The organism is Paraburkholderia panacisoli, from assembly GCF_008369935.1.
In the GTDB taxonomy this organism is placed as follows: domain Bacteria; phylum Pseudomonadota; class Gammaproteobacteria; order Burkholderiales; family Burkholderiaceae; genus Paraburkholderia; species Paraburkholderia panacisoli.
The window spans coordinates 54,727-71,328 of the sequence record NZ_VTUZ01000012.1; the positions used below are offsets into that span (position 1 = coordinate 54,727).

General features: G+C 63.4%; 15 protein-coding genes. 8 read left to right on the forward strand and 7 right to left on the reverse strand.

Translation table 11 applies throughout. The features are described from left to right. Positions 1–8: 8 nt before the first annotated feature. Positions 9–1,760, reverse strand: a complete 1,752-nt coding sequence (locus FVF58_RS19300) for an ABC transporter permease (RefSeq protein ID WP_149671478.1) — start codon at positions 1,758–1,760, stop codon at positions 9–11. After that, positions 1,760–1,960: a hypothetical protein gene (locus tag FVF58_RS19305; protein WP_149671479.1), complete on the reverse strand. Its 201-nt coding sequence runs from the start codon at positions 1,958–1,960 to the stop codon at positions 1,760–1,762. Before FVF58_RS19305 ends, FVF58_RS19300 begins: the two co-directional genes overlap by 1 nt. 524 nt (positions 1,961–2,484) lie before the next feature. Here FVF58_RS19305 and FVF58_RS19310 point away from each other — a divergent pair. Next, complete coding sequence (locus tag FVF58_RS19310) at positions 2,485–4,176, forward strand: sensor domain-containing diguanylate cyclase (protein WP_149671480.1); 1,692 nt, start codon at positions 2,485–2,487, stop codon at positions 4,174–4,176. A gap of 193 nt (positions 4,177–4,369) precedes the next feature. Beyond that, positions 4,370–4,636 (forward strand): double-stranded DNA-specific endonuclease, encoded by a 267-nt coding sequence (locus tag FVF58_RS19315; RefSeq protein WP_149671481.1) that lies wholly within the window; start codon positions 4,370–4,372, stop codon positions 4,634–4,636. Between the two features lie 102 nt (positions 4,637–4,738). Here FVF58_RS19315 and FVF58_RS19320 read toward each other — a convergent pair whose 3' ends face one another. Both FVF58_RS19320 and FVF58_RS19325 read right to left on the reverse strand, forming a co-directional pair. After that, positions 4,739–6,055 (reverse strand): ATP-binding protein, encoded by a 1,317-nt coding sequence (locus FVF58_RS19320; RefSeq protein WP_149671482.1) that lies wholly within the window; start codon positions 6,053–6,055, stop codon positions 4,739–4,741. Next, entirely contained in the window at positions 6,039–6,764 is a 726-nt protein-coding gene (locus tag FVF58_RS19325) for a response regulator (RefSeq protein ID WP_012432166.1), read from the reverse strand. Before FVF58_RS19325 ends, FVF58_RS19320 begins: the two co-directional genes overlap by 17 nt. A gap of 219 nt (positions 6,765–6,983) precedes the next feature. Here FVF58_RS19325 and FVF58_RS19330 point away from each other — a divergent pair, with 219 nt between their 5' ends. Further along, positions 6,984–7,511 carry a Spy/CpxP family protein refolding chaperone gene (locus tag FVF58_RS19330; protein ID WP_149671483.1) on the forward strand — a complete coding sequence of 176 codons (528 nt, stop codon included), beginning with the start codon at positions 6,984–6,986 and terminating at the stop codon, positions 7,509–7,511. Positions 7,512–7,712: 201 nt separating this feature from the next. Here FVF58_RS19330 and FVF58_RS19335 read toward each other — a convergent pair whose 3' ends face one another. Next, the gene (locus tag FVF58_RS19335; RefSeq protein WP_149671484.1) at positions 7,713–8,423 is read right to left on the reverse strand and encodes a pirin family protein; all 711 of its coding nucleotides are present in this window, start codon (positions 8,421–8,423) and stop codon (positions 7,713–7,715) included. Between the two features lie 543 nt (positions 8,424–8,966). Here FVF58_RS19335 and FVF58_RS19340 point away from each other — a divergent pair. The 5 genes from FVF58_RS19340 to FVF58_RS19360 all read left to right on the forward strand — a co-directional run bounded on the left by FVF58_RS19340 (position 8,967) and on the right by FVF58_RS19360 (position 14,048). Beyond that, positions 8,967–9,755, forward strand: a complete 789-nt coding sequence (locus FVF58_RS19340; RefSeq protein WP_149671485.1) for an ABC transporter substrate-binding protein — start codon at positions 8,967–8,969, stop codon at positions 9,753–9,755. 322 nt (positions 9,756–10,077) lie between these two features. Continuing rightward, positions 10,078–10,767 (forward strand): ABC transporter permease, encoded by a 690-nt coding sequence (locus tag FVF58_RS19345; protein WP_149671486.1) that lies wholly within the window; start codon positions 10,078–10,080, stop codon positions 10,765–10,767. After that, positions 10,764–11,477 (forward strand): ABC transporter permease, encoded by a 714-nt coding sequence (locus FVF58_RS19350; RefSeq protein WP_149671487.1) that lies wholly within the window; start codon positions 10,764–10,766, stop codon positions 11,475–11,477. The genes FVF58_RS19345 and FVF58_RS19350 overlap by 4 nt, the downstream gene beginning before the upstream one ends. A 48-nt stretch (positions 11,478–11,525) precedes the next feature. Then, positions 11,526–12,305, forward strand: coding sequence for an ABC transporter ATP-binding protein (locus tag FVF58_RS19355; protein WP_149671488.1), 780 nt, complete (start codon positions 11,526–11,528; stop codon positions 12,303–12,305). 591 nt (positions 12,306–12,896) lie between these two features. Next, entirely contained in the window at positions 12,897–14,048 is a 1,152-nt protein-coding gene (locus tag FVF58_RS19360) for a porin (protein WP_149671489.1), read from the forward strand. 281 nt (positions 14,049–14,329) lie between these two features. On the opposite strand, the gene glnK is transcribed toward FVF58_RS19360, so the two are convergent. Together glnK and FVF58_RS19370 are read right to left on the reverse strand one after the other, a co-directional pair. Next, complete coding sequence (gene glnK / locus FVF58_RS19365; protein WP_149671490.1) at positions 14,330–14,668, reverse strand: P-II family nitrogen regulator; 339 nt, start codon at positions 14,666–14,668, stop codon at positions 14,330–14,332. 137 nt (positions 14,669–14,805) lie between these two features. Continuing rightward, the gene (locus FVF58_RS19370) at positions 14,806–16,494 is read right to left on the reverse strand and encodes an NAD+ synthase (RefSeq protein ID WP_149671491.1); all 1,689 of its coding nucleotides are present in this window, start codon (positions 16,492–16,494) and stop codon (positions 14,806–14,808) included. Positions 16,495–16,602 lie beyond the last annotated feature (108 nt).

Consider the following 16,602-nt stretch of genomic DNA (forward strand, 5'->3'; position numbering starts at 1 on the left):
TTCATTTCTCAATCGAGCCGCAGCTTGGCTTCGGCGTAGGCGTACATCGGACGCCATAGCAGGCGGTTGAACAGGGTGACGAACAGGGACATCACGGCGATGCCCACGATGATCTTCGGGTAGTCGCCCGCCGCGGTGGTCTGCGCGATGTACGCGCCCAGCCCGTGCGCCGCCACCTTGGTATCGCCCCACTGGACGAACTCAGCCACGATACTCGCATTCCACGCGCCGCCCGACGCGGTGATCGCGCCGGTCACGTAATACGGGAAGATGCCCGGCAGCATCGCCTGACGCCACCATTGCCAACCGCGGATGTGGAAATTCTTGGCCGCCTCGCGGTAGTCGTTCGGATAGGAACTCGCGCCGGCAATCACGTTGAACAGGATATACCACTGCGTGCCGAGCACGATCAGCGGCGACAGCCAGATATCCGGGTTCAGGTGGAAGCGCACGATCACGATCACGAACACCGGGAACAGCAGGTTCGCCGGGAACGCGGCGAGGAACTGCGCGAGCGGCTGGATCTTTTCCGCCAGCGCCGGCCGCAGGCCGATCAGCACGCCGACCGGCACCCAGATCACCGACGCGATCGCGATCAGCACCACTACGCGCAGCAGCGTGATGAGCCCGAGAACCAGCACGTGGCCGACCTCGTCGAGCGTCACGCCGGTGCGCACATACAGAAACACGCGGTACACCACGTAGACCGTGGCGACCAGCACCAGCGCGGCCCACAGCGTGTCGCCGAGCTTCGAGCTCTTCTCGCGCTGCGGAATCTGGAAGCGCGGCGCGCTGAAAGCCGGCAACTGGAAGCGCACCCGCGCCGCCTTTGCGAACATCCAGCCGATCGGCACCAGCAGACGGTGAATCAGACGCGTGCGGCGAATCAGATCGAGCAGCCAGGATTCGGGCGCGTCGCCCGAACTGGTGGTTTCCATGCGGAACTTGTCGGCCCAGGCGACGAGCGGGCGGAACAGGAACTGGTCGTACGCGAGGATCACGACCGTCATCGCGAGGATCACCCAGCCGATCGCGTGCAGGTTCTTCTCCGAGATCGCCTGCGCCAGAAACGCGCCGATGCCCGGCAGCGTGATCGTGTTGTTGCCGACCGTGATCGCTTCGGAGGCGACCACGAAGAACCAGCCGCCCGACATCGACATCATCATGTTCCAGATGAGGCCCGGCATCGAGAACGGCACTTCGAGCTTCCAGAAACGCTGCCACGAAGTCAGATGGAAACCGCGCGACACTTCGTCGAGATCGCGCGGCACCGTGCGCAGCGACTGATAGAAGCTGAACGTCATGTTCCACGCCTGGCTCGTGAAGATCGCGAAGATCGCCGCCAGCTCGGCGCCGAGCACGCGGCCCGGAAACAGCGCGAGGAAGAACGTGACAGTAAACGAAATGTAGCCGAGCACCGGCACCGACTGCAGAATGTCCAGGATCGGCACCAGCACGAGCCCGGCGCGCCGGCTCTTGGCCGCCAGCGTGCCGTAAACCAGCGTAAAGATCAGCGAGGCGACCATCGCCGCGAGCATGCGCAACGTGGTGCGCATCGCGTATTCAGGCAGATTCGCCGGGTCGAGCGAGATCGCCTGAGTCTTGAGCGTCGACATCGGCGCGAGCGTCTCGTGAAAGCCGATCGCCGCCATCGCGATGATGCAGATGATCAGCGGGAAGGCCACGAAGTCCCAGCGGTTGGGCAGCACCCGCCATGCGGACGCATTGGCGGTGCGCTTCAGGTCGAAACTGAAATCCATTAGATACCCTCCCCTTCGACGCGGATGGGGGTTTGCTCGAAGGAGGCCGCGGCTTCGGCGCGGCAGTCGGAAAATCGGTCCGGAAAGCGGAAATCAGGCATGGCAAAAACGCATGTGCGCGGTAAATCGTTAGCGTTGGAGACACGTGGACCGGCAACGGAGGTGTCCGCGGACGAGCCGTCCAGGACCACCACCATCACGCCGGACTCCTGTCGCCGCAGGCGCCGCCCGAAGGCTGGCGAGCTTTCCTCGTTTTGGACGGCACGACACTACACCATCCTATGTTTCAGGCACAACCTTTCGCGCCAAATCGCGATAATCAGCGGCGCGGGCGCGACGAACCGGTCCGGACCGGCGTCGCCGCAAGACTACGCGAGCCGCGGAGCGTGGTGCGTGAGCCACATCGCCGATGATCGCGACAGCCGCCGGGATCGTGAAAAACCGCCCGAAAAACCCGTATAGCTATCAAGAATCCTGCTAGCTTGCCGTTAAGAACCTGATGGGCGCGGCACATGCAGTTCGCATTCCCGCAATAACGGTGGCGTCTGGCCCCATGCCGGTTAAAATCAGGAAACGACGCGCATGTTTGTGCATGTTTGTTAGCGGTTTATCCCGGGCAACAGCGGCGGCAAATCGTCAGCCGCTTCGAAACGGTCGGCACAGCGCCGGTGCGCTGCCACGAATGAGCTAGTTGCATGTCACAGCCAGACGGATCAGAGGGTCGATGAACAGGACAACCTTGCGCCAGGCAACCTTGCCGATCAGCTTCTTGCTGATCGTACTGGTTTGCTGGTTCGTGGCGGGCATGGTCGCGGACCGGATGGTACAGCAAGAGCTGGACGCGGCGCTGCGCGCCCAGCGTCAAATGTCCTCGTCGATCGTCGACAACATGGCGGAAGTGATCGCCAGCGACCTTGCGATGTCCCGCGCCATCCCCGCAACCATGGCCGAAATGGACGTGGTCCAGCACGCCCTGGTGCAATCGCAGAATTATGCCGCGAACAGCGAGGCGGCGGAACCCGCCCTGCGCGCCGCGTTGCTGAAAGACGCGCAAATGAGGTCGGTGAGCAGCTTCCTGCACGACGCACAAGGCTTCTCCGGGCTCGACCAGATCTGGCTTGTCAATACGAATGGCGTCTGCGTGGCGTCGAGCGACTCGGCCAACAATCCGTACGCCGCGGAACATTCGTTCATCGGCGTCGACATGCGCACGCGCACCTATCTGACCAACGCGCTGCTCGGCGCGTTCTCGGAGGCCTACGGCGTGGGCCGTCTGAGTGGCGAGCCGGGCATCTTCATCGCCGCGCCGGTGTACGCGGACGGGCTGCTGGTCGGCGTGGTGATCGCGAAAGTCGGGATCGCGCGGCTGCGCCACTGGGTCGCGCACGCGGGCACCTTCGTCGCCGACGACAACGGCGTCATCATCATGGCGCACAACAGCGGGCTCGAAGGCCACGCGCTGCCGAACTCGCGCGTCACGCAGATGAGCGCCGCCGAGCGCATGACCGTCTATCACCGCGACACGTTCCCTGACATGCGGATTCGCGTCAACACGGAAGTGCGCGAGCGGGCGCCGTGGGTGCCCACGGCCGTCGCCGGCCAGCTGTTCGGCATGTCCGAGCAGCCGGCGCCGTCGCTGTACCAGGACCGCGTCGGCCTGAATTCGGGGCTGTCGGCGCATCTGGTCGATCCGCTCGCGGCCTGGCCGGAACTGCTGCGCAATCACAAGCGCGATCATCTGCTGGTGTTTCTGACGCTGGCCGGCACGGTCGCACTGGCGTGGGTGATCACCGTGTCGTATGTGCGCGAACGGCGCCATCATCGCGCGACGCGCGATCTTGCCGAGCAACTGCAGGCGGCCAATACGCTGCTCTCGGCCGAGGCGCGCCACGACGCGCTGACCGGCGCGCTGTCGCGACGCTACTTCCTCGATCTGCTGCGCCACGAGATCGAACGCGCGCGCGCAAACCACGAGCCGCTGTGCATGGCGATCGCCGACCTCGACCACTTCAAGCAGATCAACGACCGCTTCGGCCACGCCGCGGGTGACCGTGCGCTCGAACACTTCGTCGACACCTGCCGCGCCGAACTGCGCGGCGCCGACGCGATCGGCCGGCTCGGCGGCGAAGAGTTCGGCTTGCTGCTGCCCGCCACCGATCTGGCCGGCGGCCGCGAAGTGGTCGAACGCTTGCGCCTGCGGTTGAAAGCGGTGCCTTCGCCGAAGTTGCCGCCTTCGGTGAACCTCAGCGTAAGCATCGGGATCACCCAGCTGTCGCCCGACGATCTGCCCGAGCGGATCATGAGCCGCGCCGACACCGCGCTCTACGCGGCGAAGAGCGGCGGCCGCGATCGCACCGAAGCCCTGCCCCCCGACGATACCGCGCCGCCCGCGCGCACGGTAGCGAATGCCTGGTAAAGGGTAAAGGCGCGGCATACGCGTCCCTTCCCGCCGCTTCCCGCCTCGCATCGACCGCGACGCCCACGGTGCCCGCGTTCGATGCGCGCGCAACCTCACTCAACGCAAGCGCGCCTCGGGCTTCCCTTAACTAAGCAGGTATGATCGAACCTGATATCAAGGTTGCCGCTACCGCTCTAACGGGGAGATTCGCATGAAGGGAAATCTGGTCATCGTGTGTCGCGATCAGGATGCTGACGCATTCGACCATCTGCTGGCTGAATATGGCGCGTTCCAGACGCGCCTGTCGTCTACCGCGTGGTATCTGAAACTGGCGGTCGCGCCGGAACTGATTCAGGAGGAGATCCTGGCGCGCCTGGGCAAATACACGACGCATTACATTTTCGAGGCCGAAACGGTGACCTGGAATACGGTGGATAGCGAAGCGGCGAATGCGCTGAATACGCTGTTCTCGGACTAGCGCGCCGCGTTGCCGCCACGCATCCGGACGTTGCGTCCGGACTCCAAGCCAGGCCCTCAATTACGGTGCAGACGCGTCGCGCGCGCCCGCACCGCGTAGCGCCTACCAAGCGCTCTCCGAGGCCGCCGCAAGCTTCGGCAAGACCTCGAACGGAAAGCTCATCAACACGCGCAAGCCACGGCCGCCGTCGTTGCCGATCTCCCACTCCCCGCCCGCACGCCGCACCAGCCGCTCGACGATCGCGAGCCCGAGCCCGCTATGGCCGTTGCCGCCACGCGCCGGATCGAGCCGTACGAAAGGCCGGCTCGCGTTGATCAGATCCTGCGCGGCGATCCCGTTGCCATTGTCGCTCACCGACAGCGTGAAGCCTTGCGCGGTACGCGCGGTGGCGACGGTAATCGGCGGCGCGCCGTACGCGTGCGCGTTGTCGAGCAGGTTCGACAGAATGCGGTCGAGCGTGGCCGCGGGCAGCAGGAACGCCGGCCCCGCATTGAGCTCAGTCTGCACGGTGGATGCACTGGCGGCCACCGCGCGATACGTGCGCACGATCCGCTCGCACTGCCCGTCCACTTCGACCGCTTCGCTGCGATCGGCGCCGTCGTGCGCGAACACCAGAAACTGCTCGACGATATGTGTCATGGAGTCGACATCGCGCACCACGCCGTCTCGCATCTTCGGCTCGTCCATCATTTCGGCGCGCAGCCGCAAGCGCGCAAGCGGCGTTTTCAGATCGTGCGCGACGCCGGCCAGCATCACGGCGCGGTCGTTTTCGGTGCGCGCCACTTCCTGGACCATCTGGTTAAAGCCGTGGGTCAGCTGCCGCAACTCGCGCGGACCACGCTCCGGCACCGGCGGCACCGGCAGGCCGCGGCCGAAGCGCGACACTGCCTGCGCGAGCGAGCGCAACGGCTGCTGCAACGCCCATGCGGCAAACAGCGCCGCCATCACCGCGAACGAGAAGATGATCGCGAGCCACAGCACCGTGCGGTCGAGCGAGCGCGGCATGCGCAAAGGCTGCATCGGCACGACGATCCAGCTGTGATCGGTGGCGGCGCGCACCCACAACGTGGGTGGACGGCCCGGCATGCCGATCCGTACCTGCGTGCCGGACGGCATCCGGTCGCGCACGTCCTCGACGAAACGTTCGAGCGGCGGCGGGATCTCGGTGCTCTCGGGCGGCACGTCCTGGCTCGCCGGGTCGACCAGCTTGACGCGCGACGGCAACGGCTGATCCGGTGTACGGGCGACGTGCTGGCGCACCGCGTCGACGAGGAAGGTGGCTTCCTCGACCGCATAGCGCGTTTGCAACTGGCTGCGTTCGAGCCGCATCAGCGCGTACCACGCGAAATGCGACAGCATCAGCACCGCAACGACTAGCAGCGCCAGCCGCCCGAACAGCGAATCAATGGGCCGGCGCATGTTGCTCGCCGTCCGGCACGAACACGTAACCGCGTCCGCGCACGGTCTGAATGAAGCGCGGCGTGGACGGGTCGGTTTCGAGAATACGGCGCAGGCGCCAGACCTGCACGTCGATGCCGCGGTCGGTGCCGTCGTATTCGGGACCGTGCAGCAGTTCGAGCAGGCGTTCGCGCGTGAGCGTGCGCATCGGGTGATTGACGAAGATCTTCAGCAACGCGAACTCGCTGCCGGACAGCGTGAGCGGCTTGTCTTCCAGATGCAGCGTACGCGACTGGAAATCGAGCGTGAAGCGGCCGAAGTTGAACGGCTCGCGCTGCTCCGGCGCCGCCGCCGACGGCAGCGTGCGGCGGCGCCGCAGCACCGCCTGCACGCGCGCGAGCAATTCGCGCGGATTGAACGGCTTGCCGAGGTAGTCGTCCGCGCCGAGCTCCAGCCCGACGATCCGGTCGACGTCGTCCGCACGCGCCGTGAGCATGATCACGGGAATGTCGTCGCCCGACGCGCGCAGCTTGCGCAGCGCCGTGAGCCCGTCGACGCCCGGCATCATCAGATCGAGCACGATGAGATCGGGGCGCTCGCGTTCGAGCCTGCGTTCGAGCGAACCCGCGTCATGCAGCACCGAGACTTCGATGCCCTGACGGGCCAGATAGTCGCGCAGAAGATCGCGCAATTCGACGTCGTCGTCGACAACAAGGATTTGAGTAGCCATGGAATGAAGTTTAACGCGCAGCAGGAAGGGTTTTCGTTAACCGATGCCCCTCAAGGGTTACCGGGTGTTACGGTGAAAGGCGCGCGTAATGCTCGGTAATAGCCGCATCAAGACGCGTAACACAGCAACCGGCCGGCTTCTCTACGCTGTGTCTTACCGAATGCAGGCAGTCCACATGACCGGTTGCATCGTCGGCTATTCCATTACAAGGAGCCTTATATGTCCACCAAAAAAATGTCGCGCGTCCTCGCCGTTGCCGCCACCGCTCTCGCCATCGGCGCGGGTGCCGCTTATGCCGCACAACCCGCCACGCAAGGCGGTCCCGGCGGCTGGCACGGCCACTTCATGAAGCAACTGACGCAACTGCACGACCAGTTGAAGCTGAACGCGGATCAGGAAAAGCAGTGGCAAGCCGCGCTCGACACGATGAAGCAGGGCCACGAAGCCATGCGCGCGAATCACGAGCAGATGAAAAACCAGTTCAAGGCCGCGCAGCAACAGCCGATCCTGGATCTGAACGCAATGGCCGCTGCGCATCAGCAAGTCGAGCAGAAAGACGCGCAGTTGCGCCAGCAAACCACCGACGCATGGCTGAAGTTCTACAACGGCCTGAACGACCAGCAGAAGACCACTGTCAGCACGGCGCTGAAGCAGCGCTTCGCGAAGATGGAATCGCGTCACGAGAAGATGCGCGAGCACTGGGAGCACCACAAGGGCGCGGCGTCGGCGCCGGCCGCCAATCAGTAAGCGGCGCGCTGTGATGACGGGGCGGGCCTGTGCGGCCGCCTCGCGGATGTGAAAACGCCACGGAGTTTTCCGTGGCGTTTTCGCGTTTTTGCATTGACTGCGCAGTTGACGTTGCGGCATGCGGGCCGCGTCGGATCAGCGTGGCCTGCTCGTTGCCCCGTCATCCTTCATTGAAATGACCGCCTGCGAGCGATCCGGCAGTCAGCCGTTGAGTTGCCCGAGATCAAACAACAGCACTTCGGCGTTCTCACCCTGGTCCAGCGTCACCGTATCGATGTCGCTGAGCTTGGCGGCATCACCCGCCTTCAGCGCCTGGCCGTTCACGCTCAGCGCGCCGCGCGCCACGTGCACATACGCGAGACGCCCTTTCGGCAACGCGAACGTAACCGCTTGTGCACCGTCGATCAACCCGGCGTAGATGGATGCATCGGCGTGGATCGTCACCGAGCCGTCGCGGCCGTCGGGCGAGGCGACCACGCGCAAACGGCCACGCTTGTCGGCGGCGTCGAAGCGTTTTTCCTCGTAGCCCGGCGGGTCGCCGGCGCGTTTTGGGATCACCCAGATCTGCAGCAGGTGCGCGGGTTCGTCCTGCGACGCGTTGAACTCGCTATGCTGCACGCCGGTGCCCGCGCTCATGCGCTGCACGTCGCCGGGGCGGATGGTCGAGCCGTTGCCCATGCTGTCGCGGTGAGCCAGCGCGCCTTCGAGCACGTACGTGACGATCTCCATGTCGCGATGACCGTGCGTGCCGAAGCCTTCGCCGCCGGCGATGCGGTCCTCGTTGATGACTCGCAGCGGGCCGAAATGCACGTGTTGCGGATCGCGGTAATCGGCAAACGAGAAGCTGTGATACGAGTCGAGCCAGCCATGGTTGGCGTGGCCGCGTTCTTCGGAACGGCGAATCTCGATCATGAAGGTACTCCCGGTGAATAAATAGCGATGCACGAAATGTATGGGCGGCGCGGGCCCGAAACAATCCGCATGGGCGCACCGGATCGTTCCATAAATGCGCGCAATGGGGTGCGGATGCGGCGGGCCGGCGCTCGAGCCACTTGAGAGCGCGCCGCGCCGTCCTCCTGCGGCCCGCGCAAGGCGAAAGAAAAAACCACGAAAACGCAATTCGCGCATCGGCAATCGCGCGACCGCGCGCTCAAACGCAGCCGGGAAAACCAGGCCGCAGCGTCGCGCACGCACAACGCCCGCGGCCCCCAGTTCGCCGTCGCCAAGGCGGCGGACTGGCGCCTCGCCGGTGTTCGGGTAAAATACCGCGCTTTTTGAACGCGCGTAACCTCAGGCTCGCGCCTGGCTTCCTCGACGCATCAACCGGGCCGTCGGACGGTCCGACACACCAGAGCGCGCGGCGCAACAATTTTGACCACCTAGAATAGCGACCGTCGGCCACGAGCCGATAGTCGTCGGGTCGAACCACGACGATCAGTTTGATCCAGGAGAAACATGAAGAAGTTCGCACTGTGCGTGGCCCTTGCAGTCATGGCCACCAGCGCGCTGGCGAAAGAGTGGAAAACCGTGCGCATCGGGGTGGACGCCAGCTACCCGCCGTTCGAATCGAAGGCGCCCAGCGGCGAGATCGTCGGCTTCGACGCCGATCTGACCCGCGCGCTGTGCGCGAAGATAAACGTGAAGTGCGTGTGGGTCGAACAGGATCTCGACGGCATCATTCCGGCGTTGAAGGCGAGGAAGTTCGACGCGATTGTGTCGTCGCTGACCATTACCGACCAGCGCCGCGCGCAGATCGACTACTCCGACAAGCTGTTCGACGCTCCCGCCCGCATGATCGCCAAGGCAGGCTCGCCGCTCCTGCCCACGGTCGAATCGCTGAAGGGCAAACGCGTCGGCGTCGAGCAGGGTTCGACTCAGGAAGCCTATGCAAAGACCTGGTGGGAGCCCAAGGGCGTGACCGTGGTGCCCTACCAGAACCAGGATCAGGTGTACGCCGACCTCGCTTCGGGCCGCCTCGACGCCGCGTTGCAGGACGAAGTGCAAGCCGACGCCGGCTTCCTGAAGACGCCGCGCGGCAAGGGCTTCGGCTGGGCCGGGCCGGAAGTGAAAGACCCGAAGACGATCGGCGAAGGCACCGCGATCGGCCTGCGTAAAAGCGACGCCGACCTGAAGGCGATGTTCAACCAGGCACTGGCGCAGGTCCACGCGGATGGTACGTTCAGGAAGCTCGAGAAGCAGTACTTCGACTTCGACATTTATCCCGGACGACCGGTCGCGCACTGAGGCGGACACCGGCCCGGTTGCCGCGCAAGCGGGCGGCAACACGCAACACGCAAGATCCACGAGACTCGGGGCTCGCCCGCATGGGCTTTCCCAGGGCTTCGTAATACAGTCGGCAGTAGCTTCAACGCAGTAGATTCACCACCGTTTCGAGACGAGAGTCCCAAAAAGCGCGCTGCAAGGCCGGCAACGTCCATGCAGTCTGATTTGCACAGCGGTGCGCTGTGCGCCGCAGGTCACAGCGAGCCCCGGCTCGCGGCAAACGCGGTGCAGAGCTGGCCGCGTCTTTCGCGGTGCGTCGCAAACGCATCGTCAAGGACCCCATATGTTCCTTCAAGGCTACGGCCCGCTGCTTCTCAACGGCACCTGGCAAACCGTCAAACTGGCGGTGTTGTCGCTGGTGTTCGCTTTCGTGCTGGGTCTGCTCGGCGCGGCGGCGAAACTGTCGAAGAACCGCATCTCCTACGGCGTCGGTACGGTGTACACGACGCTCGTGCGCGGTGTGCCCGACCTGGTGCTGATGCTGCTGCTGTTCTACAGCATCCAGATCTGGCTGAACGACCTCACCGACGTGCTCGGCTGGGAACAGATCGACATCGATCCGTTCGTGGCCGGCGTCGCGGTGCTCGGCTTCATTTACGGCGCGTACTTCACCGAGACTTTCCGCGGCGCGTTTCTGGCGGTGCCGCGCGGCCAGCTCGAAGCGGGCGCGGCCTACGGCATGACCGGCTGGCAGGTGTTCTCGCGCGTGATGTTCCCGCAGATGATGCGCTTCGCGCTGCCTGGCATCGGCAACAACTGGCAGGTGATGGTCAAGGCCACCGCGCTGGTGTCGATCATCGGCCTCGCGGATGTTGTAAAGGCCTCGCAGGATGCCGGCAAGGGCACGTTGCGGTTCTTCTTCTTCACCCTGTTCGCAGGGGCGATCTATCTCGTCATCACCACAGTGTCCAACTTCGTGCTGATGTACCTCGAAAAGCGTTACTCGACCGGCGTACGAAAGGCGGACCTATGATCGCGATCATTCAGGAATACTGGCGCAACTTTCTGTTCTCCGACGGCTACCGCTTCACCGGTCTCGTGATCACGCTGTGGCTGCTGGTCGTGTCGATCGGGCTCGGCTTCTGCCTGTCGATTCCGCTCGCGGTGGCGCGGGTGTCGAAGAAAAAGTGGCTCGCCAGATCGGTGTGGCTGTATACGTACATCTTCCGCGGCACGCCGCTCTATGTGCAGCTGCTGCTCTGCTACACCGGCCTCTACAGCCTCGACATCATCCGCAATAACGAGCTGACCAATGCGTTCTTCCGCGACGGCATGCATTGCACGCTGCTCGCATTCACGTTGAACACCTGCGCGTACACCACCGAGATTTTCGCCGGCGCGATCAAGGCGACCGCATACGGTGAGATCGAAGCGGCACGCGCATACGGGATGTCGTCGTTCACGCTGTACCGGCGCGTGATTCTGCCGTCGGCGCTGCGCCGCGCGTTGCCCTACTACAGCAACGAAGTGATCCTGATGCTGCACGCCACCACGGTCGCCTTCACCGCGACCGTGCCGGACATCCTCAAGATCGCCCGCGACGTGAACTCCGCGACGTATCAGTCGTTCAATGCGTTCGGTATCGCTGCGTTGCTCTATCTGTGCATTTCTTTCGCGCTCGTGTGGCTGTTCCGCCGCGCCGAGCGCCGCTGGCTCGCTTACCTGCGGCCGCAAGGCAAGTAACTCCGGGCGCCATCGCGCCCCTGGCAAGCAAGCTCGTCAAGGATCCTGATGAACACCAAGAAGCAGAAGCTCTTCGTCGACGAGCTTCACAAACAGTACGGCGACAACGAAGTTCTCAAAGGCGTATCGCTGAAAGCCAACGCCGGCGACGTGATCAGCGTGATCGGCTCGTCCGGCTCGGGCAAGAGCACCATGCTCCGCTGCATCAACTTCCTCGAGCAGCCGAATGCCGGACGCATCTTCGTCGACGGCGAGGAAGTGCGCACGCAGACCGGCAAGAACGGCGCGCTGGGCGTGTCGGACCCGAAACAGTTGCAGCGCGTGCGCACCAGACTGTCGATGGTGTTCCAGCATTTCAATCTGTGGTCGCACATGACCGTGCTCGAGAACATCATCGAGGCGCCGGTCAACGTGCTGGGTCTGAAGCGCAAGGAAGCCGAAGAGCGCGCGCGTGAGTATCTGGAGAAGGTCGGCCTCGCGCCGCGCCTGGAAAAGCAATACCCGTCGCATCTGTCGGGCGGCCAGCAGCAGCGTGTGGCCATTGCGCGCGCGCTGGCGATGCATCCCGACGTGATGCTGTTCGACGAGCCCACCTCCGCGCTCGATCCCGAGCTGGTCGGCGAAGTGCTCAAGGTGATGCAGACGCTCGCCGAGGAAGGCCGCACCATGATCGTCGTCACGCACGAGATGGCGTTCGCGCGCAACGTCTCGAATCACGTGATGTTCCTGCATCAGGGACGCGTCGAAGAAGAAGGCCATCCCGACGAGGTATTCAGGAACACGAAAAGCGAACGTCTCAAACAGTTTCTTTCGGGAAGTCTCAAATAATAAAAATCGCCCAAAACCTAATATTTGGGCTGCATTCGAAATAACATTACAAGGCGCTTACGAGCGCCTTTTTTGTTTTGTCGCTCGCGCTTTGCGGCCCTCGAGTCCGCGAAAGCCGCTCCAGGCGGGGCTCCCGCCTTCTACAACCGCCCTACTCCGCCACTTCCAAAGCGTCAATAGTGGCAATCCTTAAGAGAGCACGCTTCGAACCTTGATTCCCTTGTCGGATAAGGGTTTGCGCGTTTTCCCGGGGGGTTGCAACGGGTCATTGCACACATTCTTATTGCAATTTGGAGACACCCCGTTATGCAGGCACTAATTTCTTCTCCCAGTGAATGTTATTTTTGATAAATTAGTAACCAAAGTAGCAAAACAAAGTTGATTAAAAGTAGTTTCACTTCAAAGCACAGAGGAGAACCGGTCGGCGAGGGATCGGCATGACGAGCCGATAGCCCGTAGGTTACGGCGTCACGGCAGGAGGCCCAATCCACCCGCTAATCTCCCTGGTACCGATTTCTGTTCGGCACGGCTCGTGTCCGAACACCATTCGCAGTACTGGGTTTCACTTTTTGACAGGGTATGGAGGAGAAAATGAAGAAAGCTTTGCTCGCCGCTGCGCTGATGTCGGCCGGTGTTGTTGCACACGCTCAAAGCAGCGTCACGTTGTACGGTCGCCTCGATGCGGGCATCGAATACATGTCGGGCGTCCCGACTGGTGTCGGCGCCAACGGCGCGGCGACTGGTAACGCGAGCCGCTGGAAGGCAGAAAGCGGCGACTGGGGTACCAGCCTGTGGGGCATGAAGGGCGTTGAAGACATCGGTGGCGGCAACAAGGTCCTGTTCCAGTTGGAAGGCTCGTTCAACACGATGACGGGCGCGGGTCCTGGCGGCGGCGGTCTCTTCAATCGCTGGGCAACGGTTGGCCTCGCGAACGACCAGTACGGTACGTTCACGATGGGCCGTATGCTCTTCATCTCGAACGGCGTGTGGGACTTCGATCCGTTCGGTCAGTCGAACTGGTCGTCGGCATCCCTGGTCCGTGGCCGCAACTGGCCGCAGTCGAGCAACAACTTCGCGTACCAGTCGCCGAAGATCGCGGGCTTTGACTTCTACGGTCAATACGCGCTGTCGAACGCAACGAGCTGGAACGGCAACGGCACGACCGCGCAAGGTCGCGAAGCTGGCGCACAGATCACGTACACGAACTCGCTGTTCCAGATCCGCGGCATGTACGACGAAATCCGCAACCCGGCTAACGGCGGCCTGTATGGTCCGCATGTCGACGTGATCAACGCGGCCAACGCGTCTGGCGGCGTGTTCGCGGCATCGCGTGAATACTCGGCGATGTTTAACGTGTTCCTCGGCCAGTTCAAGATCCAGGGCGCTTACCAGGCTATCCGTTCGGCAGGTGCGACAAACGTTCTGCCGGGCCAGCCGACCACGCTCGATCACGAATGGGGTGGCGTGACGTGGCAAGCAACGCCGGCTGCAGCGCTGATCGCAGCGGTCTACCACGTGAATGGCAACAATGGCGCAGGCAATGCGACGATCTATACGGTCGGCGGTTCGTACAATCTGTCCAAGCGCACGCTGCTGGACATCCAGGTTGCAGGGGTGTCGAACAGCCGTACGGCTAACTTCGGTCTGAATGCGAACAACCCGGGCTTCGCTACAAGCACGGACAATCCGCTGCAAGGCAAGGCACAAACCGGCGTGTACGCAGGTATTCAGCACTCGTTCTAAGCGAGTGCCCCCCGAAGGGGCTTCCTTCGGGGCGTCCCCCAAGGGGACTTCCTTCGGGGCGTAGTTACAGGTTTCTTCAAGAGAATCTTTTTCACGCTGCTGCGAGAGGCGCGTATCGGTGCAATACCCGCAAGGGTATTGCACCATTTTTTATTTGAGCGCGCGTTTTTGCCGTGACCCCGGCGCACTGTGCCGGTGCGTACGTGGCTCAGGATCGGATCAGGTGGATTGGACGATACCGGCGCCAACCGTCGGCGCCCGATGTTGCGAAGTGGCGCGCGTTACACCGCTGCTTCGTTTTCTTCGCCGGTACGAATACGGATCACACGCTCCACGTCCGCGACGAAAATCTTGCCGTCGCCAATCTTGCCGGTGCGCGCCGCGCCGATGATCGCGTCGATCACCTGATCACACTGGTTGTCCGCGATCACCACTTCGATCTTCACCTTCGGTAGAAAATCGACCACATACTCTGCACCACGATAGAGCTCGGTATGGCCTTTCTGCCGGCCGAAGCCCTTGACCTCAGTAACGGTCAGCCCCGTCAGGCCGACTTCAGCGAGCGCCTCGCGCACTTCGTCGAGTTTGAACGGTTTGATGACTGCGGTGATGCGCTTCATGGCGAACCTCGTCTCGTGATGGGAAGAGTGAAAGGAAAATGGATGATTTTTATTCTACGCCGCGCCGGATGCATTGCGGCATCCCGGCGCGGGCTTCGAGCCTGCTTCGAATGAGGGCGGCGGCACTGCGCCGCGTCTCACTCCACCGGCTCGGTGTAGCGCGACGTGATCGGATAGCGCCAGTCGCGGCCGAACGCGCGATGCGTGACGCGAATGCCGATCGGCGCCTGGCGGCGTTTGTACTCGTTGATCTTGATGAGGCGCGTGACGCGCTTGACGTCGTCGACCGCATAGCCCGCGGCAATGATTTCGGCGAGCGAACGATCCTCTTCCATGTACATGCGCATGATCGCGTCGAGCACTTCGTATTCCGGCAAGCTGTCCTGGTCGGTCTGGTTCTCGCGCAATTCCGCCGACGGCGCGCGCGTCAGAATGCGCTCGGGAATCACGTCCTGCTTGCTGAACGTGGCGGCCTGATTGCGGTAGCGGCACAGCCGATACACGAGCGTCTTCGCGATGTCCTTGATGACCGCGAAGCCGCCGGCCATATCGCCATACAGCGTGCAATAGCCGACCGCCATCTCGCTCTTGTTGCCGGTGGTCAACACGATCGAGCCGAATTTGTTCGATAGCGCCATCAGCAACGTGCCGCGAATGCGCGCCTGGATGTTCTCTTCGGTCGCGTCTTCGGCGCGGCCTGCGAACTCCTGCGCGAGCGAGCCCCGGAACGCGTCGAACATCGGCGCGATCGCGATTTCGTCGTAGCGCACGCCGACGCGGCGCGCCATCTCGGCGGCATCGGTGGTCGAAATGTCGGCGGTGTAGCGCGACGGCATCATCACGGCACGCACCCGGTCCGCGCCGAGCGCGTCGCACGCGACAGCGAGCACGAGCGCCGAGTCCACGCCGCCCGACAGGCCGATCAGCGCGCCTGGAAAACCGTTCTTGTTGATGTAGTCGCGCACGCCCATCACGAGCGCCGCGTACACCTGCGCTTCGAGCGACAGCTCCGGCGCGATCGCGGCAGGCAGCGGCTTGCCGTTGTCGAATTCGACGATCGCGGTGGCTTCCTCGAACTGCGCCATCTTCGCGATCAGTTGGCCTTGCGCGTCGAGCACGAACGAGCCGCCGTCGAACACCAGTTCGTCCTGCGCGCCGACCATGTTCACGTAGACCATCGGCAGACCGGTTTCGCGAATCCGCGCGCGCAGAATGTCGAAGCGCACCGCTTCCTTGTTCAGGTGATACGGCGAGCCGTTCGGGATCAGCAGCACTTGCGCGCCTGCCGCCTTCGCCATCTGCGCAGCCGACGCATGCCACGCGTCCTCGCAGATCACCACGCCGTACTTCACGCCGTCGAGTTCGAACACGAACGGCTGCGGGTCGGACGCGAAGTAGCGCTTCTCGTCGAACACTTCGGTATTGGGCAGATCCTGCTTGCGATAGGTGCCGGCCACTGCGCCGTCGACGAGCAGCGACGCCGCGTTGAACGTATCGACCGGCGGCACGCCGCGCTCGATTGGCGCGTTTGCATTACCATGGCCGTTCGCCACGTCGCGCAGCGGATGGCCGACGATCACATGCAAGCCGGTGAACGGTTTGAGTTGCGCGGCAAGGTCGGCCAGCGCTGCCGCGCTCGCCGCATAGAACGCGGGACGCAGCAGCAGGTCTTCGGGCGGATAGCCGGATAACGCGAGTTCGGGTGCGATGAGCAGCTTCGCACCATCGCTGTGCGCCGCGCGCGCGGCAGCGACGATTTTCGCGACGTTGCCGGCGAAGTCGCCGACAGTGACATTGATTTGAGCAAGAGCGATTCGGGTCTTCATGGCAGGATCGACAGGCAAGCCGGAGTGGCTCGCGAGTACCGCGGCTGGTTGGCTGGACGGAACGGACAAATCGGATAAACAAACGACGCGGCGCTCACGGCGACGCGC